Annotated in this window: 16 protein-coding genes and 1 pseudogene; 6 read left to right on the plus strand and 11 right to left on the minus strand. The window is 73.2% G+C overall.

Features of this window, described 5'->3' with window-relative positions; all coding sequences use genetic code 11:
- Window positions 1–127: 127 nt before the first annotated feature.
- A complete protein-coding gene (locus ACZ4XD_RS01015; protein WP_468036914.1) occupies window positions 128–1018 on the minus strand; it encodes an NAD(P)-dependent oxidoreductase in 891 nt (296 codons plus the stop codon).
- A gap of 110 nt (window positions 1019–1128) precedes the next feature.
- Window positions 1129–1623, minus strand: a complete 495-nt coding sequence (locus tag ACZ4XD_RS01020; RefSeq protein WP_042154367.1) for a DUF3145 domain-containing protein — start codon at window positions 1621–1623, stop codon at window positions 1129–1131.
- 323 nt (window positions 1624–1946) lie between these two features.
- Between ACZ4XD_RS01020 and ACZ4XD_RS01025 the strand changes: the two genes are divergently transcribed.
- From ACZ4XD_RS01025 to ACZ4XD_RS01035, 3 genes are all read left to right on the plus strand, one after another.
- Window positions 1947–2861 carry an SGNH/GDSL hydrolase family protein gene (locus tag ACZ4XD_RS01025; protein ID WP_468036916.1) on the plus strand — a complete coding sequence of 305 codons (915 nt, stop codon included), beginning with the start codon at window positions 1947–1949 and terminating at the stop codon, window positions 2859–2861.
- A gap of 50 nt (window positions 2862–2911) precedes the next feature.
- Window positions 2912–3958, plus strand: a complete 1047-nt coding sequence (locus ACZ4XD_RS01030; protein WP_468036918.1) for an aldose epimerase family protein — start codon at window positions 2912–2914, stop codon at window positions 3956–3958.
- 128 nt (window positions 3959–4086) lie between these two features.
- A complete protein-coding gene (locus ACZ4XD_RS01035) occupies window positions 4087–4785 on the plus strand; it encodes a DUF4097 family beta strand repeat-containing protein (protein WP_468036920.1) in 699 nt (232 codons plus the stop codon).
- Window positions 4786–4915: 130 nt separating this feature from the next.
- Here the strand turns inward: ACZ4XD_RS01035 and ACZ4XD_RS01040 are convergent, their stop codons facing one another.
- Window positions 4916–7444, minus strand: a complete 2529-nt coding sequence (locus ACZ4XD_RS01040; protein ID WP_468036922.1) for a beta-glucosidase — start codon at window positions 7442–7444, stop codon at window positions 4916–4918.
- A 140-nt stretch (window positions 7445–7584) separates the two neighbouring features.
- Here ACZ4XD_RS01040 and ACZ4XD_RS01045 point away from each other — a divergent pair, with 140 nt between their 5' ends.
- Window positions 7585–8328: a TetR/AcrR family transcriptional regulator gene (locus ACZ4XD_RS01045; RefSeq protein ID WP_468036924.1), complete on the plus strand. Its 744-nt coding sequence runs from the start codon at window positions 7585–7587 to the stop codon at window positions 8326–8328.
- A 74-nt stretch (window positions 8329–8402) separates the two neighbouring features.
- On the opposite strand, the gene ACZ4XD_RS01050 is transcribed toward ACZ4XD_RS01045, so the two are convergent.
- Window positions 8403–9302, minus strand: a complete 900-nt coding sequence (locus tag ACZ4XD_RS01050) for an LppU/SCO3897 family protein (RefSeq protein ID WP_468036926.1) — start codon at window positions 9300–9302, stop codon at window positions 8403–8405.
- A gap of 222 nt (window positions 9303–9524) precedes the next feature.
- On the opposite strand from ACZ4XD_RS01050, the gene ACZ4XD_RS01055 reads away from it, so the two are divergent.
- The gene (locus ACZ4XD_RS01055; RefSeq protein ID WP_468036928.1) at window positions 9525–10820 is read left to right on the plus strand and encodes a pyroglutamyl peptidase; all 1296 of its coding nucleotides are present in this window, start codon (window positions 9525–9527) and stop codon (window positions 10818–10820) included.
- A 175-nt stretch (window positions 10821–10995) separates the two neighbouring features.
- On the plus strand, window positions 10996–12390 hold the full coding sequence (locus tag ACZ4XD_RS01060) for a nitrilase-related carbon-nitrogen hydrolase (RefSeq protein ID WP_468036930.1): 1395 nt from the start codon (window positions 10996–10998) through the stop codon (window positions 12388–12390).
- 54 nt (window positions 12391–12444) lie between these two features.
- Here ACZ4XD_RS01060 and ACZ4XD_RS01065 read toward each other — a convergent pair whose 3' ends face one another.
- The 7 genes and pseudogenes from ACZ4XD_RS01065 to ACZ4XD_RS01095 all read right to left on the minus strand — a co-directional run bounded on the left by ACZ4XD_RS01065 (window position 12445) and on the right by ACZ4XD_RS01095 (window position 20859).
- On the minus strand, window positions 12445–13368 hold the full coding sequence (locus ACZ4XD_RS01065; protein WP_468036932.1) for a ribokinase: 924 nt from the start codon (window positions 13366–13368) through the stop codon (window positions 12445–12447).
- A gap of 67 nt (window positions 13369–13435) precedes the next feature.
- Window positions 13436–15399, minus strand: a pseudogene (locus ACZ4XD_RS01070) (ABC transporter permease/substrate-binding protein).
- Window positions 15389–16996 carry a sugar ABC transporter ATP-binding protein gene (locus ACZ4XD_RS01075; RefSeq protein WP_468036934.1) on the minus strand — a complete coding sequence of 536 codons (1608 nt, stop codon included), beginning with the start codon at window positions 16994–16996 and terminating at the stop codon, window positions 15389–15391. The pseudogene ACZ4XD_RS01070 and the gene ACZ4XD_RS01075 overlap by 11 nt, the downstream one beginning before the upstream one ends.
- A 322-nt stretch (window positions 16997–17318) precedes the next feature.
- Window positions 17319–18320, minus strand: a complete 1002-nt coding sequence (locus ACZ4XD_RS01080; RefSeq protein ID WP_468036936.1) for a LacI family DNA-binding transcriptional regulator — start codon at window positions 18318–18320, stop codon at window positions 17319–17321.
- 407 nt (window positions 18321–18727) lie between these two features.
- Window positions 18728–18853, minus strand: a complete 126-nt coding sequence (locus ACZ4XD_RS01085; protein WP_018088072.1) for a hypothetical protein — start codon at window positions 18851–18853, stop codon at window positions 18728–18730.
- 357 nt (window positions 18854–19210) lie between these two features.
- Entirely contained in the window at window positions 19211–19639 is a 429-nt protein-coding gene (locus ACZ4XD_RS01090) for an organic hydroperoxide resistance protein (protein WP_168478972.1), read from the minus strand.
- A 200-nt stretch (window positions 19640–19839) separates the two neighbouring features.
- Window positions 19840–20859 carry an NADP-dependent oxidoreductase gene (locus tag ACZ4XD_RS01095; protein ID WP_468036938.1) on the minus strand — a complete coding sequence of 340 codons (1020 nt, stop codon included), beginning with the start codon at window positions 20857–20859 and terminating at the stop codon, window positions 19840–19842.
- Between the last annotated feature and the right edge of the window lie 12 nt (window positions 20860–20871).

Here is a 20871-nt window from a genome sequence, read left to right on the forward strand (position 1 = left end):
ACGCCCACCTTTTTTTTTGTTTCGCACCTCCATGTTTTTTTTTTTTCTTTCTTTTTCTTCGCATCCCCCCCCCCCCCCCCTCCCCCCCCCCCCCCCCCCCCCCCCCCCCCCCCCCCCCGCTGCCGTTTCAGCCGTCGAAGCTGGCGAAGTACGCCGCCGCGGCGTCCTTGTGGCCGTGGCCCTGTTCCTCGGCCCGGCGCAGGCGTTCCGCGTCCGCCGCCACCAGATCCATCCGTACTCCGGCCTCCCCGGCGGCCTCCGTGATGAGCCGGGCGTCCTTGCGGGCCGCGGACACCGTGAAGCTCGCAGGGTAGTTATCGGCCAGGATCAGCTCGGATTTCAGCCGCAGATAGGGCAGGTCGAGGGCTCCGCCGGCGACCGCGGCGAGGAAGTCGCGCGGGTCCACACCGAGCCCCTTGGCGAGCGCCAGCGCCTCGCCGGTGCCGTTGACGACGGTCAGCACCCAGCTGTTGATGACGAGCTTGAGGCGGCTGGCGGCCCCGCTCGCACCGTCCTCGCCGACCCACCGGGTGGTGCTCCCGATGATGTCGAAGACCCGCGCGGCGCGCTCCCGTACGTCCTGCGGGCCGGCCGCCAGGACCGTCAACTCGCTTTTCTCCGCGTTCACCTTGGTGCCCAGTACGGGGGCGTCCACGAAGCGCAGGCGGTGCTCGTCGGCGAACCGGGCGAGCGGGGCGAGCCCGTGGGTGCCGACCGTGCTCATCTGGAGAAGCAGTGCGCCGGGCGGCAGCGCGCCGGCGGCCTGCCGGAGCGCGTCGAGGACGGCCTCCCCGTCGAGCAGCATCGTGAGGACCACCTCGGCGCCGTCCACCGCCTCGGCGGGGCTGCCGGCGACCCGGACGCCGTCGGCGGCCAGCGGCTCGGCCCTGGCGCGCGTCCGGTTCCAGGCGCGCACGTCCAGACCGGCGGCGGCGAGATTGCGGGCCATCGCCGCGCCCATGATGCCGGTGCCGAGCACCGCTACGGAAAGAGTGTCGGATGACGTGTTGTCGGCCATGAGCGCACGCTAGGACGTGGAGCGCGCTCGAAGGCAACCGCCGCCGCGTGTCGGGGGCCTGCCGGTGGGTCAGACGACCTGGTGGAGGCAGCGGACCGGCGCCTCACTCCTCATACGACTTGGTGCAGCCAGCGCACCGGGGCGCCCTCGCCCGCGTACCGGAAGGGCTCCAGCTCGTCGTCCCAGGGCTTGCCGAGGAGCTTGGCGACCTCGGCGGCCAGCTCGGTCTCGCCGCTCGCCGAGCGGGCGACCGCGGCGCGCAGCCGGTCCTCGGGGATGAGGATGTCGCCGTGGATGCCCGTGACGGCGTGAAAGATCCCCAGATCGGGGGTGGAGCTGTAGCGCTCGCCCTCCGCGGTGGAGCAGGGTTCCGCGGTCACCTCGAAGCGCAGCAGATGCCAGCCGCGCAGCGCCGAGGCCAGCTTGGAGGCCGTGCCGGCCTCGCCCTGCCACGAGAACTCGGCTCTCCATGTGCCCGGGGACGCCGGCTGGCGGATCCAGTCGAGGTTGACGCGCACACCGAGGACGCCCGCGACGGCCCATTCGACGTGCGGGCACAGCGCGCGCGGAGCGGAGTGGACGTACAGAACTCCACGTGTCGTCACCGGGACCTCCAGTGCGGTTCGAGGTTCGCCTTCCCCAGCGGCCTCGTGCCCGTTCCGGTTGCGGCCGGGACAGTTGCCATTCTGCCCCAGTGACCACTTCGGCACCAGCATGCTGGTGACCTACAGTAAACACCATTAGGCGGAATTTGCCGCAAAAGGGACAGGAAATGACGTGATGTAATTTGTCTGTGCCGACTGCACTTGCCACTTTGCGTCACCGCCCGGCAAGCACGGGGCAAAGCTATCGCGCGGTGCCGGTCGAGGGCGTGACGTACCGTCGGTACCCGAAGAGATATCACTCGCACGCCGGAGGGGGACAGGGGATGACGCGGATCGATCGGGCCTTTCGCACCCGGCGCCGCCGCTTCGACCTCCGCTCCTCACGCAGCGTCGCCATCGGTTCCGCACTGGTGATCGCCCTCACCGCCTGTAGTGGTGACGGCTCCGCTCCGCAGTCCGGCGCCGGGGGCAAGCGCAAGGCCGCCAAGGCGCCCGTGTGGCGCACCAACCCCCACTCGATCGCCGCCCTCGGCGACTCCATCACCGTGGGCTTCGACGCCTGCACCGTCCTCTCCGACTGCCCGCAGGTCTCCTGGGCCACCGGCACCGACCCCAAGGTCGACAGCCTCGCCCGACGGCTGGTCAAACGCCCCGCCACACACAGCTGGAACCTCGCCCGGACCGGTGCGCTGATGCGCGATCTGCCGGACCAGATCACCGCGGCCGCCGACCGGAAGCCCCAGCTGGTCACGGTCCTGATCGGCGCCAACGACGCCTGCCGGCGCGATGTCCGCTCGATGACCCCGGCGGACGCCTTCCGCGCCGACTTCGCACGGTCCATGAAGTACCTGCGGCGGGCCCTGCCGCACACCCAGGTGTATGTCGCGGCGGTGCCGGATCTGCTGCGGCTGTGGTCGGAAGGGCGCAAGAACCCGCTCGGCAAGCAGGTGTGGAAGCTGGGCATCTGCGGGTCCATGCTGCGCGATCCGGATGATCTGTCCAAGGCGGCGCACGACCGGCGGGCGGAGGTCCAAGGCCGGGTGATGGCGTACAACACGGCGCTGGCGGAGGTGTGCGGCACCGATCCGCTGTGCCGGTTCGACAAGTCGGTCTTCGACTACCGCTTCACGGGGCGGCAGTTGAGCACCTGGGACTGGTTCCACCCCGGCACCGGCGGCCAGAAGGAGCTGGCGGAGCTGGCGTTCCGCACCATCACCCGGCCCGGCCGCAGCGGCTGAACGCGCTCCCCCGGCGCCGCCCGATGGCCGGCGGGCATAGGCTCGCTGCCATGAAGACGCAGGTCAGCAGGGAAGCCTTCGGCACTCTGGAGGACGGTACGCCCGTCGACCGCTGGACCCTGGAGTCGGGGCCCGGCGGGGTGCGGGTCCGTGTCCTGACCTACGGCGCAATCATCCAGACGGTGGAGGCCCCGGACCGGGACGGGGCGCGGGGGCAGCTGGCACTGGGCTTCGCCGACCTCGGCTCGTATGTCACGCACGGCGGGTCGCACTTCGGCGCGCTGGTCGGGCGGTATGCGAACCGGATCGCCGGGGCGTCGTTCCGACTCGACGGCCGGACCTGGGAACTGACGCCGAACAACGGGCCCCACAGCCTGCACGGCGGGCCGCGGAACTTCTCCCGGGTGGTGTGGCAGGCCCGGCCGGTCGACGGCGGAGTGCGGCTGCACCGGGTCTCTCCGGACGGTGAGGAGGGCTTCCCGGGTGCCCTGGACGTCAGCGTGACCTACACCCTCTCCCCCGGCGGCGCGCTGCGCATCGTCTCCCGGGCGCGGACCGACGCACCGACCGTCGTCAACCTCACCAACCACACATACCTCAACCTGGGCGGGGACGGCAGCGGCAGCGCCACCGGGCACGAGCTGCGGCTGGCGGCGTCCCGGTACACGCCGTGCGACACCGGCGGCATTCCGGTGCCCGGCGCACCGGCCGAAGTCGCCGGCACCCGCTTCGACTTCCGTACGGCGCGCGCGGTGGGCGGCGCCTTCGACCACAACTTCGCGCTGGACGGCCGGGTGTGCCACGCACCGCGCACCGTCGCCGAGTTGTACGACCCGCGCTCCGGACGGGCCCTGACCCTGGCCACCACCGAGCCCGGCCTCCAGCTCTACACCGCCGACCATCTCGACGGCACCCTGACCGGCACCTCGGGCGTCCCCTACGGTCCGGCGGCCGGACTGGCCCTGGAAACCCAGCACTTCCCGGACTCCCCGAACCGCCCGGACTACCCCAGCACGGTGCTGCGGCCCGGCGAGACCTATCACTCGGAAACCGTGTACAGGTTCTCGGTGCGGCCGCGGGCTGGGGGAAACCCTTAAGGGCACGGCTGCGCCAAGGTCATCCTGTGCGGCGACGCCAAGGAAGGGGCCGGGGCGGGACGATGGCACCGATCGGTTGTCCGATCCGTTCCGTTTCCGTTCACTGCTGCCCCAGGAGACCTCTCACCATGGCCCGCCTGCGTACCTCGTATCTCGTGCTGTCCTGTGCCGCGTCGGCCGTGCTGATGACCGGCTGCTCGCTGACGGGGTTCGGCCCGGACAAGGAGGCGCAGCGTACGTACACCGTGCCCGGCAAGGTCACCGCGCTGTCGGCGACGACGCACGGCGGGAACATCGAGGTCGTCCCGGTCGACGCCGGCGGCCAGGTGAAGGTGACGGAGAAGTACGTCTACAACGACCGCAAGCCGAGCCCCTCGCACGAGGTCAAGGACGGCCGGCTGACGCTGGAGGCCGAGGACTGCGGCATGGGACGCCGGTGCGAGGTGGCCTACCGGGTGCTGCTGCCGCGCAACGCCTCGGTCGATCTGCGCACCAGCGGTGGGGACATCACCGTCCGCGGCGCCACCGGCGGCATCGCCGCGGAGACCAGCGGCGGGGACATCACCGTCAAGGACTCCACGGCCCGCACCGCCAAGGCACGGACCAGCGGCGGCGATGTGGATCTCGCGCTGTCCTCGGCGCCCGACGAGATATCGGGCCGTACCAGCGGAGGCAATGTCACCATCCGGCTGCCGAAGGGCTCCTACGCCGTGGAGGCCACGACCAGCGGCGGCGATCGCAAGGTCTCCGTCCCGACGGACAAGGGCTCCGCGCACAAGATCACGGCACGGACGAGCGGCGGTGATGTGTCGGTGGTGCCGTCATGAGGGGACGGTCGCGATGAGGGTCCGGACGGGCGGGTGCCGGGACGGGACGGGCGTGCGCCGGGACCGGACTGGCGGGTGCCGGGACCGGCGGGGGCGTCCCTGGGGAGGAGCGCCCCCGCCTCCGGCCCCGTCAGCCGACGGTGACCTCCGCCGTCAGCCTGCGGTCGTCGACGCTGTGCGCCGCCTCGACGAGATAGACGCCCTTGACCCGCTGCCAGTCACCGCCCTCCGCGTCCCAGACCGCGAACGCCCGGTCCGGCAGCGGGATTTCGGCCTCGGCGCTCTCCCCGGGGCCGGCCTCGACGACGGCGAAGCCGGCCAGCCAGCGCACCGGGCGCTCCGGAGCGTCGGGGGCGGCGTCCTCGGTGGGCGCCAGATAGATCTGGACGACCTCGCGGCCGGGCCGGTCGCCCGCGTTGCGGACGCGTACCCGCACCGAGTCCGGGGTGGTGTCCAGCGACTCGTACTCCCAGTCGGTGTAGCCGAGGCCGTGGCCGAAGGGGTAGGCGGGCGCGACGGCGGACCGCTGCCAGGCGCGGTATCCGACGAACACGCCCTCGGCGTAGTCGAGTTGCCCGTCGGTCGGGGTGACGGTGGTGACCGGCGCGTCGTCGAGGCGGGCCGGCCAGGTGGTGGGCAGCCGGCCGCCCGGCTCATGGGCGCCGAGCAGCACGTCCGCCAGCGCCGCCCCGGCCTCCTGCCCGGGGAACCAGCTCAGCAGCACGGCGGGGACCTGCTCGCGCCAAGGAAGCTCCACCGGGGAGCCGGAGTTGACGACCACCACGGTGTGCGGGTTGGCGGCGGCGACCCGGCGGACCAGCTCGTCCTGGCGGCCCGGCAGCCGCAGGTCCCGGCGGTCGAAGCCCTCGGACTCGGTCTCCTCGGTGGTGGCGACGACGACGATCGCCACTTCGGCGTCGGCCGCGGCGCGGACCGCCTCGGCGATCTCCGTGTCCGCGTCGGCCTGCGGCGCGCGGTGGCCGAGCAGGAAGTGCAGCGCGGCCGGCCCCTCCCCGGAGCCGCCCGGGTGGTCCGGCACGTACCGCAGCGTGACCTCGACCCGCTCGTCCGCCGTCAGCTGCGCCGTCACCCGCCGCTCGACGGGGTTGAGGAACGACTCGAAGGGGTCGCCGCCCTCCGGTGCGCAGTGGCCGTCGAAGAGCACCGTGCCGCCGACGGTCAGCCGCAGCGCACCGGTGCCGGAGACGGCGAGCGTGTGGCCGCCGGTGTGCCGCGGGGTGAAGCTGCCGGTCAGTTCGACGGCGCTCAGGTTCTGCCGGGTGACGCCCTCGGGGAAGCGGCCCATCACCTGCACCTTGCCGTCGCGCTGCGTGGTCTCGGCGAGCAGCCGGCCGTCCGCGGCCAGGTAGCGGGCGCGCAGCGTGAAGCCCTCGCGGGCGTGCGGGACGCGGGAGCGCGGATCGGTGCCGGCCGCGAAGGTGAGCTCGACGTCGTCGGGCAGCGCGGCGCGCAGCCCCTCCAGCGGGGAGACGACCGCGTCGGGAAAGACGGTCGCGGACCCGCCGCCGAGCACCCGGGCCTCGCGCGCGGCCGCCCCGATCACGGCGACCCTGCGGACCGCGGCGGCATCGAGCGGCAGCGCCCGCCGCGCACCGCCCACCGGCTCGTTGCGCAGCAGGACACACCCCCGCCGGGCGACCTCACGGGCCACCGCCCGGCCGTCGGCCTCCCGCGGGACACCGGCCGGGTCGACCGCGGCCGGCACCCCCTCCAGACAGCCCGTACGGGCGGCGAGCAGCAGCACCCGGCGCACCGCGTCGTCCACCTCCGACTCGGCCACCTCACCACTGCGGACGGCCCCGGCGAGCCGCTCGCCGTAGACCGTGCGGGGCCCCGGCATCGCCACGTCCAGGCCGCCGCGCAGGGCGCGCACGGTGTCACGGGCGGCCGTCCAGTCGGAGACGTTGCAGCCGTCGAAACCCCATGCGCCGCGGAGCACGTCCTGGACCAGAGCGCGGTGTTCGGTCATCGTCGAGCCGTTGACCTGGTTGTAGGCGGTCATCACGGCCCAGGGGCGGGCGTTTTCGACGATGTGCTCGAAGGGCGCGAGATAGAGCTCGCGCAGCGGGCGGGGAGCGATGCGGTTGTCGACGGTGAGCCGGTCGGTCTCGGCGTCGTTGCCCACGAAGTGCTTGACGGTCGCACCGACGCCGCCCTCCTGCACCCCACGGACATATCCGGCCCCGATCTCGCCGGTGAGCAGCGGGTCTTCCGCATAGCACTCGAAGTGCCGGCCGCCCAGCGGTGAGCGGTGCAGATTGACGGTCGGTGCCAGCAGGACGTGCACGCCCTTGCGGCGGGCTTCCTGGGCGAGCAGGTGACCGGTCCGGCGGGCCAGCTCGGGGTCCCAGGTGGCGGCCAGCGCCGTGGGGCTGGGCAGCGCCACCGAGGGGTCCTCGGGGCTCCACTCCTGACCCCGCACCCCGACCGGCCCGTCCGACATCACCAGCGACCGGAGCCCGATCGCGGGCACGGCCGGCAGCGTCCACATGTCCTGGCCGGACAGCAGCCGGGCCTTGGTGTCGAGGTCGAGCGCGGCGAGGGCCCGCTCGACGGCCGCGGCGTGCTCGTGCGCGCGGTCCCGGGCATGATGGTGGGCGGCGTCAGCGGCGGGGCCGTGCGGATGGTGGTCGGTCATGCGGCTCTCCGGTGTTCCCTGAATGGACGTGCGGACCCCCCGTCCGGATTCTTACCGGCCCACCTGTCAACCGGTAGGCACCGTTACTTTTCCGTTACATCAGCCGTACGGGATCTCCACGGGAGGGTTACGCTCGGCCGGTGACTGCACGAGACCAGGGCGGACCCCGCGGCGGCGGGCCGGGTGCGCGGCGCGCCGGTGGCGGGCGCGAGACCCAGCGCGCGGAGCGGCGCGCGGCCATCCTGGAGGCCGCCATGGAGCTGATCGCCGAGCGCGGCTACCGCCGTACCTCGCTCGCCGCCGTCGCCGAACGCGCCGGACTGACCCAGCAGGGCCTGCTGCACCACTTCCCCACCAAGGAACTGCTGCTGGTGGGGGTGCTGGAGACGCGCGACCGCTGGGATCTGGCCTCGGCGGCCGCGGCGGCCGGCACCCGGCACACCGACACCCTCGCCCAGCTCGTCGACTACAACGCCACCCGCCCCGGCCTCGTCCGGACCTACACGGTGCTGGCCGCCGACAGCGTCACCGAGGACCATCCCGCGCGCGCATTCTTCGAGAGCCGCTTCCGCGTCGTCCGCGCCGCGCTGGCCGAGGTCCTGCGGACCGAATGCGGCGACACCCTGCCCGGCGGTCTGACCCCGGAGCGGGCGGCGCCGCTGCTGGCCGCCGTGATGGACGGGCTCCAGTTGCAGTGGCTGCTGGACCCGGAGGAGGTGGAGATGCCGGCGGCCTTCCGGGACTTCCTGACGCTGCTCGGGTGCGGGCAGGGGCGGGCCGGCGGGACCGGGGAGGGGCCGGGTGAGGAGCCGGGCGAGGGGTCGGGCGACGGGGCGAGCGAGGGGCGGGGCGAGGGGTCGGGTGACGGGCCCGGCGAGGGCTGACGCCGGAGCCTTGGCAGACCTCCTGGACCCCGCCGAGCCCGGAGACCCCGCAGACCCCGTGGGCCCGGGTGCGGCTACCGGGCCGGCGCGAGGCAGGAGATCGTCATCCTGTCCGGGCTGTAGGTGAGGTCCGCGAGCAGCTCGCCGTCGGCGCACACGTCCTTGGCGGTGTCGAGCCGGCGGGTCACCTTGTACTCCGCGTCGGCCGAACCACAGTCGACGATCTCCAGGTCCTGGTCCTCCCAGTCCCCTTCGTTGCGGACACAGTCACCGATCGCGAGGGTGGGCGCCTGCCCGATACCGGCGCCCTCGACGAACGCGCCGAGCACGAACAGGGTGGGAATCGCCAGCACCACCAGCGCCATCGGCACCAGGAACAGCAGCGCCACCGGCCGGCGCAGCAGCGACCGGCCCGGGTCGAGCGAGGGGCCGAACCCGCCTACGGGGGCGGCCAGTTTGCGGAAGCGGCTTCGAGGGCCGAGGTTCATCAGCAGGGTGACCGGGGTGACCACCACGGACAGCGGGCTCCACCAGCCCTGCCAGAGCGTCTTCGCGGACATCTCCCGGTAGGTGGCCAGCCCGCAGGAGCGGCAGAACGTTCCACTGCGGCTGAGGAAGCGCATCAGGAGGAAGAGGCCCTGGTGCCCGCGCACGGTGGCCTGCACGGCGGGCCGGGCCCCGCAGAGCCGGCAGCCCGGGTCGGCGGCGTGTGGGTGCGGGTGCGGGTGCGACTGCGGGTGCGGGTGCGGGTACGGGTGTGGGTGCGGGTGCAGGGGCTGCTGACGGTCGTACGGGTACGGGGCGGCCGGCTGCCCCGGCCGCGGGTCGTACGGGCCGACGGGCGCCTGCGGGCGGGCGCCCGCGGGCTGTTGGGGGTGGGGCGCTGTGGGCTGTTGCGGGTAGGGCCCCATGGGCGGTGGGCCGTACGGCTGGCCATGCGGGTGCGGGTCGTGCGGCGGTGGCGGAGTGGCCACAGAGATCCCCCTGAGTCTCGTGGAGTGCGCCGGACGCGGCGGCGGACCGGACCGGGCGGACACGGCGGGACGGTGCCGGACCGGACCGGACCAGGAACCCTATCCGCGGTCACCCGACACGCACCGGGCCGGGTCGAGGCCCCAAGTCGAGGGGCAGGAACCGGACAGCGCGGAGGCCGGCACCTCTACCGCCCCCACGCCCACACCGCTTTACTCGCCCCCATGAGACGCATACGTACCAGGATGGGCGCGCTGGGTGTCGCGCTGATGGCCGCCGTTCCGCTGGCCCTGACGGCTCCGGCGGCCGCGGCCCCCGCGGTGGACAGCACGGTGGAGGAGGGGCGGCTGACGCAGGTGGCGCCGCAGGAGATCCTGCGGCGCAGTGGATTCGATGTGTGGGAGCGGGAGTTCGCGAGCGGGCTGGCGCGGGTGACGAGCTACCCGGAGGCCCGGCGCTATGTCGCGGGCGAGGGGCGGGCGCTGTGGCGGCGGGCCGTGGACCGGGCGCAGGGCCGCGGGCCCGACGGCGGCGATCTGAGCCGGGACGACGACCGGCCGCTGTATTGGGCGCGGCTCGGGATGGCGAAGGAACTACGGCAGTGGCGGCCGGAGTTCGGGCTGTCCGAGGGCCGGCGCGATGCCCTGCTCGGGTCGCTGGAGCGGGGTTCGCGTGGGCAGGACTCGATCGCGCTGCCCGCCGGGAAGGAGGTGCTGCGGGTGGTGGTGACCGGCTTCGACCCCTTCCAGCTGGACGCCGATGCCCGGCGGAGCAATCCGTCGGGGGCGGCGGCGCTCGCGCTGGACGGGACGACGGTGCGGACCGCCTCCGGGAAGCCCGCCCGCATCGAGACCGCGGTCTTCCCCGTACGGTGGGCCGACTTCGCGGCGGGCACGGTGGAGCGCACCCTGCTGCCGCACTTCCGGAGCGGACCACGGCAGGCCGATCTGTTCACGACGGTCAGTCAGGGGCGGCCCGGCCGGTTCGATGTCGAGCGGACCAACGGGGCCTGGCGGGGCGGCTATCCGGACAACGCGCGGGACTCGCGTACGGAGCTGGTGCCGATCCCGGCGGGAGTGCCGACCGTGCGGCCGCAGCCGCAGTGGACGACCACCAGCCTGCCGTACGCGCGGATCGTGGCGGCCGGCACCGGACCGTACCCGGTGGTCGACCACACCGCCGTCACCGAGATCCCGGCGGGCGGCGGCGCGCCCGTCGACCGGCCGGACGGCCCGACCCCGGGCTCCACGGCGCGTGCCGGGGGCGGCGGGGACTACCTCTCCAATGAGATCGCCTATCGGGCGACGCTCCTGAGGGACGCGGTGCGACCGGCGATCCCGGGCGGGCATCTGCACACACCGGTGCTGGAGTTCGGCCCGGACAACACGGACCCGGCGCACGGCCGGATCACCGACCCCGTCTTCGTACGGAACCGGACCACGATCACCGGGCAGGTGCGGGCGGTCGTGACGGTGGCGGCGTCGGAGGCGGCGGCAGCACGGGCGGCGGACCGGAAGTAGCCGGACCAGGGGCCCCCTTGGGCGGGCGGTCCGGCGGCGGGAGCGGCCACCGGACCGCCGGGACCATCCCGGTCGGCCCGCGCCGCCCGGTCCACCCCGCCCGGACCGCGCCGATCCGCCCGGACCACCCGCAGACCGCCCAGCGGCCACCCACCCCGCCCGGCATCATGGGCGAATGATCATTGCTGCCGCACAATTCCTCCCGGTACCGGGCGATATCGAGGCCAATGCCGCCCGGATGGCCGGGCTCCTCACCGAGGCCGCCGGGCGCGGCGCCGGGCTGGTGGTCTTCCCCGAACTCGCGCTGACGCACTACGACCTGGCGCTGATAGCCGCCGCCCCGCAGGGCATGACGGTCACGGCGGACGATGCCCGGCTGGCACCCGTACGGGAGGCCTGCCGGGCGACCGGGACCGCGGCGGTCGTGAACGCGGCGGGCCGCGCCACCGGCGGTGGGTCCCGTCCGGCCATCTCCTCGTTCGTCATCGGCCCGGACGGCGCCCTGGTCACCCGCTACGACAAGGTCCATCTGTACGGGGACGAGAACTCCGTGTTCGCGCCGGGCACCGCCGACGGCCGCTGCACCCTGGGCGGCATCCGGTTCGCGCTCGCCACCTGCTTCGACAACAGCGTCCCCGAAGTGGCGGCGCGGGCCGCGGCGGACGGCTGCCGGGTGTCGCTCGCCAGCTCCTTCCACGGCTCGGCGGAGCGCGTGGCGCGATATGCGCGGCAGGCGCGGGACCAGGGGCTGCAGGTGCTGCTCGCCAACGGCATGGGGACCGGCGGCTCCGCTTCGGGGTGCGGACTCAGCGGCGCCTGGCTGCCGTCGGGCGAGCGGGTGGCGGCGGCCGCCGAGTGGACCGGGCCGGTGCCGGGGGACGGGGCGGAGCTGGTGTTCACCGATGTCCGCGACCGGATCACGCTGATGGCGGACCCGGCGGTGGCCGCGATCCCTGTCGAGGAGTGCGGTGAGCCGCTGGTGGACGTACGGGCCGCGGCGCCCGCGCTGCTCGTGGCCGAGGACCGGAACGACCCGCTCGGTGACTTCGCCTTTCTGCGGGAGGGCGTGCTCCCACGGCTGCTGGCGGCGCAGGAATCGCTGCCGGACGGGCTGCGGCTGCAGTTCGTCGAGGGCTACCGGCCGCCGGGGCTCCAGCGCCGCTACTTCGAGGAGTACGCGGACGAACTGCGCGCCGCCCACCCCGGCTGGGACGCCGGCCGGCTCCACCAGGCCGCCAGCCGCTATGTGTCACCGCCCGGGATCGCCCCGCACAGCGCGGGTGGCGCGGTGGACCTCACCCTCGTCACCACCGAGGGAGAACCCGTCGACATGGGGACCCCGATCAACGCCTCCCCCGAGGAGAGCGACGGCGCCTGCTACACGGCCGCGCCGGATCTGACGCCCGCCGCCCGCGCCCACCGCCGGGTGCTGAACGCCGCGCTGACCGCCGCCGGTCTGGTCAACTACCCGACCGAGTGGTGGCACTGGTCCTACGGCGACCGCTACTGGGCACTGGCGACCGGCGCGGACCACGCGCTGTACGGGCCGAAGGAATTGGCCGGGCGGTGAGGGGCGGGCACCGCCGGGCGGCGCCGAGCAATCCCGTGCGGTGCCGCCCCGGCCTCAGCCCTCCGGCTGTTCCGGCGCCAGGACCTCCAGCTCCGCCCGGGTCGGGTAGGACGGCTGGGCGCCCGGCTTGGTGACGGCGGCGGCGCCGACCCGTACGGCGAAGCGCGCCGCCCCGGGCAGCGTGTCGCCGCGGGCCAGGCGGGTGGCGAGGGCGCCGGTGAAGGCGTCGCCGGCGCCGGTGGTGTCCACGGCCTTGACGCGTACGCCCGGGACGTTCTCGGCTCCGGAGTCATCCAGGACCAGCGCGCCGTCGCCGCCCAGGGTCACCACGACGGAGCGGGCGCCCCGGTCGCGCAGGGCCTGCGCCCACTGCGCCGGGGTGCCGTCGGTCAGCCCGGAGAGCTGCCGCGCCTCGTGCTCGTTGACCACCAACGGGTCGGCCACCGAGAGGAGTTCGGGGGCCAGATCCGCCGCGGGGGCCGGGGAGGGGTTGAGCACGACGCGGGTGCCGGCCTGTTCGGCGGCCGCGGCGGCGGCCCGTACGGACTCCATGGGGATCTCCAGCTGGAGGGAGACCACCGCGGAGGCGGCGATGGTGTCCTTCGCGGCGGCCACGTCCTGCGGGGTGAGCGCGGCGTTGGCGCCCGGCGAGACCACGATGCTGTTGTCACCGTCCGGGTCGACGATGATCATCGCGGTGCCGGTGCGGGCCGTCCCGTCCACGATGACCGGGGTGACATCGGTGCCCGCGGCGCGCTGGGCATCCAGCAGCAGCTCCCCGTACGCATCGCCGCCGACCCGCGCCAGCAGCGCGGTGCGCCCGCCGATCCGGGCGGCGGCGGCCGCCTGGTTGGCGCCCTTGCCGCCGGCCGATTCGACCAGGTCCGTGCCGAGCACCGTCTCGCCCGCGCCGGGCCGCCGGTCGACCCGTACCGTCAGATCCGCGTTGGCCGAGCCGACCACCAGGACGTCATACATGCACCGCTCTCCCACTCTTCTCATCTGTCATTCCCGGCGGCCCCGTCGGCCGTGCCGGGCCACGCTCTCAGTCGTCGAACTTCGCGGCGTTCTTGGCGGTCACCAGCACCACCGGCACCCGCACCGACCGCGGCAGCTTCTCACCAAGGGCGGCCTTCAGCGCCCAGTCCACGGCCTGCTTGCCGAGGAGTTCCGGCTGCTGGGCGACGGTGGCGGTCAGGGTGCCACCGCGGACCGCCTTGACCCCGTCCGGGGTGCCGTCGAACGCCACCACCTTGACGTCCTTGCCGGAGCGGCCGCCCAGCGCCTTGGACGCGCCCAGCGCCATCTCGTCGTTGGCGGCGAACACCCCGCCGATGTCGCGGTGCGCCTGGAGCATGTTGGTCATCACGTCCATGCCCTTGGTGCGGTCGAAGTCCGCGGGCTGCCGGGCGACGACCTGGATGCCGGGGTACTTCTTGATGCCCTCTTCGAAGCCCTTGCCGCGCTCGCGGGCGGCGGAGGTGCCGGCCTGGCCCTCCAGGAAGGCCACTTTGCCCTTGCCGCCGAGCGATTCGGCCAGGGTCTTCGCGGCGAGCCGGCCGCCCGCGACGTTGTCGGAGGCGATGGTCGAGCCGACCGTGCCGCCGTTGACGCCCCGGTCGATGGAGATGACCGGCACCTTGGCCCGGTTGGCGACGCCGACGGCCGGGACCGCGGCGTCGGAGTCGACCGGGTTGATGATGGCCGCCTTGACGTTCTGGCTGGTGAACGTCTCCATCTGGTTGATCTGCTGGGTGGGGTCGTTCTGGGCGTCGGTGATGTTGAGGTGCAGACCGCGGGCGTCCGCCTCGGCCTGGGCGCCTTCCTTGATGCCGACGAAGAACGGGTTGTTCATCGTGGACAGCGCGAGCCCCAGATCGGTGTTGCCGCCGCGGTCGCAGCCGGCCAGGCCCAGGGCGACGGTCGCGGCCAGCCCGGCCGCCAGCGACGCCTTGATCCGGGTGCTCTGCCAGGCGTTCCGCCGGGTGTTCCGCGGGGCGTTCATCGCGCGCTCCGGCGGCGCAGCGTGTCCAGGAGCACCGCCACCGCGATGACCAGTCCGGTGGCGACCTGCTGCCAGAACGCCGAGACGCTCAGCAGGTTGAGGCCGTTGCGCAGGACGGCGAGGATCAGCGCACCGATGAGGGTGCCGGAGGCCTTGCCGGAACCGCCGGAGAGGCTGGCCCCGCCGATGACGACGGCGGCGATGGCGTCCAGCTCGTAGCCGGTGGCGGCCTGCGGCTGGGCGGAGGTGAGCCGGGCGGCGAGCACGATGCCGGCGACCGCGGCGAACACCCCGGACAGCGCGTAGATCGCGAGCTTGCGGCGCTTGACGTGGATGCCGGAGAGCCGGGCCGCCTCCTCGTTGCCGCCGATCGCGAACATCGCCCGGCCGGCATGCGTACGGGCCAGCACCAGCGCGGCGATCAGCCCCATCGCGATCATGACGAGCACGGGCACCGGCAGCCAGCCGCCGAGGGTGTCACCGAGCGCGCCGACCGAGCCGGGGAAGGCGATCGGCGAGCCGCCGGAGATGACGAGGGCGAGGCCACGGCCGACCGAGAGCATCGCCAACGTGGCGATGAAGGCGGGCAGTTTGCCGTAGGCGACCAGCGCGCCGGAGACCAGACCGGCCGCCGCGCCGACCGCCAGGCCGAGCAGTACCGCCATCCAGACGGGCAGGCCCTCGTTGGTGGCCGCCCAGGCCACGACGGTGGCGGAGAGCGCGGCGACCGAGCCGACCGACAGATCGATACCGGCCGAGACGATCACGAAGGTGACGCCGAAGGCGAGGATCGCGGTGACCGACGCCTGGACGCCGACGTTGAGGAGGTTCTGCCCGTTGAGGAAGTCCCCGGACAGCACCGCCATCACGACGACCAGGGCGATCAGCCCGCCGAGCGGGCCGTTCCTGAGGACCGCCCGGGAGAACCACGGCCCGAAGCCGTCCCGGTCCGGTGCCCGTCCCACCGCCTCGGCGGCGGCTCCTGTCTTCACCTCAGTGGACATCGGAGCCCTCCATCGCGCTCTCGTCGTTGTGCTTCGTGGTCGTGGTCGTGGTCGTGGTCGTGCCGTGCGGGGACTGGAGCGCCAGTTCCATCACGGCGTCCTGGGTGGCCTCTTCGGCCGACAGCTCACCGGCCAGCCGGCCCTGTGACATCACCAGCACCCGGTCGCTCATCCCGAGGACCTCGGGCAGATCGCTGGAGATCATCAGGACCGCGCGGCCGGCCGCCGTCAGCTCGTTGATCAGCTGATAGATCTCGACCTTGGCGCCGACGTCGATCCCGCGCGTCGGCTCGTCGAGGATCAGCAGCCGGGTGTCCGTCAGCAGCCACTTGCCGATGACGATCTTCTGCTGGTTGCCGCCGGAGAGGGTGCGGGCGCTCTGGCCCAGGCCGCTCATCCGGACCTTCAACCGCTCGGCGGCGGTGGCCGCTTCGCGCCGCTGCGCGCCCCGGTCCACCAGCCCGCCGCGGGTGTCGCGGTCGAGCCGGGCGAGGGTGAGGTTGTCCTGGAGGGAGGCGTCCAGCACCAGGCCCTGGCCCTTGCGGTCCTCCGGTACGAGGCCGAGCCCGGCGCGCATCGCGGCCCGGACATCGCCGCGGGCCAGCTGCTCGCCGTCGATCTCGACCGTGCCGGCGTCATAGCGGTCCACGCCGAAGATCGCCCGGACGACCTCGGTGCGGCCCGCGCCGACCAGCCCGGCCAGGCCCACGACCTCACCGGCCCGTACCTCGAAGTCGATGCCCTCGAAGACCGGTCCGGCCGGGGTGCCGTTACGGGTCAGCCCGCGGACGCGCAGCAGGGGTGCGCCCGGCTCGTCGGGGCGGCGGCGCGGGTACTGCTCGGCGATGTCCCGGCCCACCATCAGGCGGATCAGCTCGTCCTCGTCCGTCGAGGCCGGCACCTCCGCGACGGAACGGCCGTCCCGCAGGACCGTCACCCGGTCGCCGAGCGCGCCGATCTCCTCCAGGTGGTGGGTGATGAAGATGATGCCGACGCCGGTGTCGCGCAGTTCGCGGACGATCTCGAAGAGGGTCTCGACCTCCTCGGAGGTCAGCACCGCGGTCGGCTCGTCCATGATCAGGACACGGGCGTCCAGGCTGAGCGCCTTGGCGATCTCGACCATCTGGAGGCGGGCGATGCCCAGTTCGGCGACCGGGGTGTTCGGGGACACGTCGAGCCGTACCCGCCGCAGCAGTTCGGCGGCCCGGGCCCGCATCGCCTTCTTGTCGACCAGCCCGAGCCGGGTGCGCGGCTGCCGGCCCAGGAAGATGTTCTCGGCGACGGTCAGCCCGGGGACGAGGTTGAACTCCTGGTAGATGGTGGCGATGCCGAGCCGTTCGGCGTCCTGCGCCGAACGGATGCCGGCCTCGTCGCCGTCCACGAGGAGACGGCCCTCGTCGGGGCGGTGGGCGCCGGAGAGCATCTTGATGAGGGTGCTCTTGCCCGCACCGTTCTCGCCGAGCAGGACATGCACCTCACCGGCGCGCAGGGTCAGGTCCACGCCGTCGAGCGCGCGGACACCCGGGAACGACTTCGTCACCCCCTCCACGCGCAGCAGTTCGCGGCCGCCCGGTACGTCGTCGTTGACGCCGGTCATGCGCTGCCCCTCTCTTCCTGGGTGGGTTGGGTGATGGCTGGTTCGGGTGGGCGGTGGGGTCGCCGGCTCGGGTGGGTGGTGATGGGTGGTGATGGGTGGTGGTGGGTGGCGGTGGCCGGCCTGGGTGGTGGTGGCCGGCCTGGGTGGGCCTTGGTCCGGTGGGGCGGTGGGCGGTGGTGTGCGTGGGTGGTGGCGTGCGTGGGCGGTGGTGACTGGCTGGGGTGGTGGTGACTGGCTGGGGTGGTGGTGACTGGCTGGGGTGGCCCGCCCGGACGGGGGAGCCGGGTCCGGAGTGCCGGACCGGGCAACCGGGCGGGCCGGCTCAGGGGGCGGGCACTTCGCCGCAGGAGCGGCGGGTGACCAGCCGGGCCGGCAGCAGCACCGAGTCGGCCGGCCGGCCCTCGATCCGCGCCAGCAGGGTGTGGACGGCGGCCCGGCCCAGTTCCCGGGTGGGCTGGGCGATGGCGGTCAGCGGCGGATCGGTGTGCGCGAACCACGGCACGTCGTCGTACACCACCAGCGCCACATCGTCGGGGACCCGCAGCCCGCGGGCGCGGAGTTCGTCCATCGCACCCAGCGCCATCAGGTTGTCGGTGGCCAGCACCGCGTCCGGCGGCTCCGCGAGGTCGAGGAACGCGCTCATCACCTGCCGGCCGCCGGTGGGCTGGAGGTCGGGGGTGGCACCGACCCGCTCGTCGGGCAGGGTGAGGCCGTACCCGCCCAGCGCCGTACGGAAGAACCCGAGGCGCTCGTCGCCGGTGGGGGTGCCGGCCGGTGCGACGATGATCGCGGGGCGGCGGCGGCCGTGGGCGGCGAGATGGGCGGCGAGCTCGGTGAGCGCGGTACGGCCGTCGGCGCGGACGCACGGGGCATCGACACCGGGCACGGTGCGGTCCAGCAGCACCAACGGGGTGCCGGAGGCCACGACCTCGCTGAGCATCGCCGAACCGGTACCGGCCGAGCTGACCAGCAGTCCGTCGATCCGGCGGTCGAGCAGGGTGCGGATGTAGTCGTCCTGCTGCTCGGGGCGCTCACCGGCATTGCCGATGACCATGCTGTAGCCGAGGCTGCGGGCCTCGTCCTCGACGGCGTCGGCCAGCTCGGTGAAGAAGGGGTTGGTGAGATCGCTGATGATCAGACCGAGCGCACCGGTCCGCGCGGTGCGCAGCGCGCGGGCGACGTTGTTGGGCCGGTAGCCCAGGTCCCGTACGGCGGTGAGCACCCGCTCCCGGGTCTCGGCGACCGGACTGTGGCCATTGAGCACCCGCGAAACCGTGGCCACGGACACCCCTGCCCGCTCCGCCACATCCTTGATGTTCGCCATGGCACCGTCGCCGTTCCGTTTGTCCGCTGGTCGCTGTTCGCGCCTCCCGTACGGGGGCGCCGTGATCGCCGTGTAATCGTTTCCGCGAGAAATGCGTGGGGGCTACGAAATCGATTACACGGGGGGTGCGTCAAGGCGGGGGGAATGTTGCGTGCGTCACAGGGGGTGGGTGGATGGGGTGGGAGTGGGAGGGGCGGTGGTCGTTGGTGTGCGTGGGGCGTGGGGCGTACGAAGAGCGCGGGGCGTGAGAAGCACCGGAAGGGCCACGGACACGAGAGCCTTGAACGCGGAAGCGTGCGGTGCGCGAGCTGCGCGGGAGGTGTCGAGCCCGGGCACTCCCCCGTTGACCGTCCCGCCTCGACGGCGGGTACCGGCCGTGTCCGGACCCCGTGGGGCCGGCCCCGGCATTACCGGGCGAACTGCCCCACACAAGCGACGATCGCCACCAGCAGGCCCAGCACCCCGATGACCACCTGCCATCTGTCAGACGGCGCCCACCGGTCGCTCTCCTGCTCCGTGTCCTGATCGTCCATCGCTCCTCCTCGCTCCTCCGGACAGGCCCCGGAAGCCAGGGCCCCCGCCGGCCGACCGCCGACGGAGCTGTGGGGAGGAACGTGGTGAAGCGCCGCCAGAATAGCGTGAGTTGAGCCCCAGGCAGGCCCGAAACCGGGAGCGAAAAGCGGGGACCGAAGAACGGGAGGGAAGAGCGGGAGCGGCGAACCGGATCGAAGCGGGAGCCAAAGCCGGACTCGACGAGCGGCCCCACGGCGATGCCCGAAGCCCCGCCCCCGGCCACGGACGCCGGACTCGGCCACGCCCGCAGACACCGGAGGGCCACACCCCTTCACGGGATGCGGCCCTTACGGAAGTGCGCCGGTGACGCCGTGGGGTCAGGCGACGGTCAGCTTGACCTCGATGTTGCCGCGGGTGGCGTGGGAGTACGGGCACACCTGGTGCGCCTTCTCCACGAGGTCCTGGGCGGTGGCCGCGTCGACCTGCGGGATCGAGACGGCGATCTCGACCGTGAGGCCGAAGCCACCGTCCGGGGTCTTGCCGATGCCGACCTTGGCGGTCACCCGGGAGCCGGAGACATCGGCGTTCTCCCGGCGGGCGACGACGCTGAGCGCGCCCTGGAAGCAGGCGCTGTAACCGGCGGCGAAGAGCTGCTCGGGGTTGGTGCCGGCGCCGCTGCCGCCCTGCTCCTTGGGCGGGTTGACGACCACGTCGAGCTTGCCGTCGTCGCTGGCGACGCGGCCGTCACGGCCGTTCTCAGCGGTGGCGACGGCGGTGTAGACGACGTCGACGGTCTGGATGGACATACCGAATCCTCCTGTGGTTCGCCGCGACTCGCGCCCACGGATCGCGACGGCGTGCCGCCGAGCCTAACGGGCGGGCGCAAGGGGGTGAGGGGGTGAGGGGCAAGGGGGTGAAGGGGCGGGACACGGCCTTCCGGCTTCCCCTCCCCCGCCCCGCCCCCACCCCACCCCTCCGCCGCCCCGGTTGCGCTTCGGGGGCGCCGTCAGCCCTCCAGGCTCACGATCATCTTCCCCGTGTTCTCGCCGCGCAGCAGGCCCAGGAAGGCCTCGACGCCGTTCTCTATGCCGGAGACCTTGGTCTCGCCGTACTTCAGCTCGCCGGAGCGGATCCAGGCGGAGACCTCCTCGACGAACTTCGGCTGGAGGGCGGCGTGGTCGCTGACCAGCAGGCCCTGGAGGCGCAGACGCTTGCCGATCACCATGGCGAGGTTGCGGGGGGCCGGGCTCGGCTCCGTCGCGTTGTACATCGAGATCATGCCGCAAATGGCGGCACGGCCATGGACGTTGAGGGAGCTGATGGCCGCTTCTAGGTGGTCGCCGCCGACATTGTCGAAGTAGACGTCGATACCGTCCGGGGCGGCCTCCTTCAGCTGCTTGCCGACGTCGCCGTTCTTGTAGTTGAAGGCGGCGTCGAAGCCGTACTCCTCCACCAGGAGCTTGACCTTCTCGTCGGAGCCGGCCGAGCCGATGACCCGGGAGGCGCCCTTGAGCTTGGCTATCTGGCCGACCTCGCTGCCCACCGCACCGGCGGCGCCGGATACGAAGACGGCGTCGCCCTCCTTGAAGGACGCCACCTCCAGCAGGCCCGCGTACGCGGTCAGGCCGGGCATGCCCAGCACGCCGAGGTAGGCGGTGAGCGGAGCCAGCGACGGGTCCACCTTGGCGGCGCGCTTGGCGTCCAGGACCGCGTACTCGCGCCAGCCGAGACCGTGCAGGACATGGTCGCCGACGGCGATGGAGTCATCGCGCGAGGCGAGGACCTCGCCGACCGCGCCGCCCTCCATCGGCTGGTCGAGCTGGAAGGGCGGGACGTAGGACTTCACATCGTTCATCCGGCCGCGCATGTACGGGTCGACGGAGAAGTGCTGGGTGCGGACCAGGATCTGGCCCTCGCCGACCTCGGGCACCGCGGCCTCGCGCAGCGCGAAGTCCTCCGGGGTGGGCCAGCCGTGGGGGCGGGCGACGAGGTGCCATTCGCGGCTGGTCGTGGGCAGTGCGGACATAAGCGCGATCCT

Source organism: Streptomyces sp. NPDC029466, from assembly GCF_055574515.1.

Coding starts and splice junctions, on each gene's coding strand:
- ACZ4XD_RS01015 (WP_468036914.1), bottom strand. CDS start 1,018: ATGGCCGACAACACGTCATCCGACACTCTTTCCGTAGCGGTGCTCGGC.
- ACZ4XD_RS01025 (WP_468036916.1), top strand. CDS start 1,947: ATGACGCGGATCGATCGGGCCTTTCGCACCCGGCGCCGCCGCTTCGAC.
- ACZ4XD_RS01030 (WP_468036918.1), top strand. CDS start 2,912: ATGAAGACGCAGGTCAGCAGGGAAGCCTTCGGCACTCTGGAGGACGGT.
- ACZ4XD_RS01035 (WP_468036920.1), top strand. CDS start 4,087: ATGGCCCGCCTGCGTACCTCGTATCTCGTGCTGTCCTGTGCCGCGTCG.
- ACZ4XD_RS01040 (WP_468036922.1), bottom strand. CDS start 7,444: ATGACCGACCACCATCCGCACGGCCCCGCCGCTGACGCCGCCCACCAT.
- ACZ4XD_RS01055 (WP_468036928.1), top strand. CDS start 9,525: ATGAGACGCATACGTACCAGGATGGGCGCGCTGGGTGTCGCGCTGATG.
- ACZ4XD_RS01060 (WP_468036930.1), top strand. CDS start 10,996: ATGATCATTGCTGCCGCACAATTCCTCCCGGTACCGGGCGATATCGAG.
- ACZ4XD_RS01065 (WP_468036932.1), bottom strand. CDS start 13,368: ATGTATGACGTCCTGGTGGTCGGCTCGGCCAACGCGGATCTGACGGTA.
- ACZ4XD_RS01075 (WP_468036934.1), bottom strand. CDS start 16,996: ATGACCGGCGTCAACGACGACGTACCGGGCGGCCGCGAACTGCTGCGC.
- ACZ4XD_RS01080 (WP_468036936.1), bottom strand. CDS start 18,320: ATGGCGAACATCAAGGATGTGGCGGAGCGGGCAGGGGTGTCCGTGGCC.
- ACZ4XD_RS01085 (WP_018088072.1), bottom strand. CDS start 18,853: ATGGACGATCAGGACACGGAGCAGGAGAGCGACCGGTGGGCGCCGTCT.
- ACZ4XD_RS01090 (WP_168478972.1), bottom strand. CDS start 19,639: ATGTCCATCCAGACCGTCGACGTCGTCTACACCGCCGTCGCCACCGCT.
- ACZ4XD_RS01095 (WP_468036938.1), bottom strand. CDS start 20,859: ATGTCCGCACTGCCCACGACCAGCCGCGAATGGCACCTCGTCGCCCGC.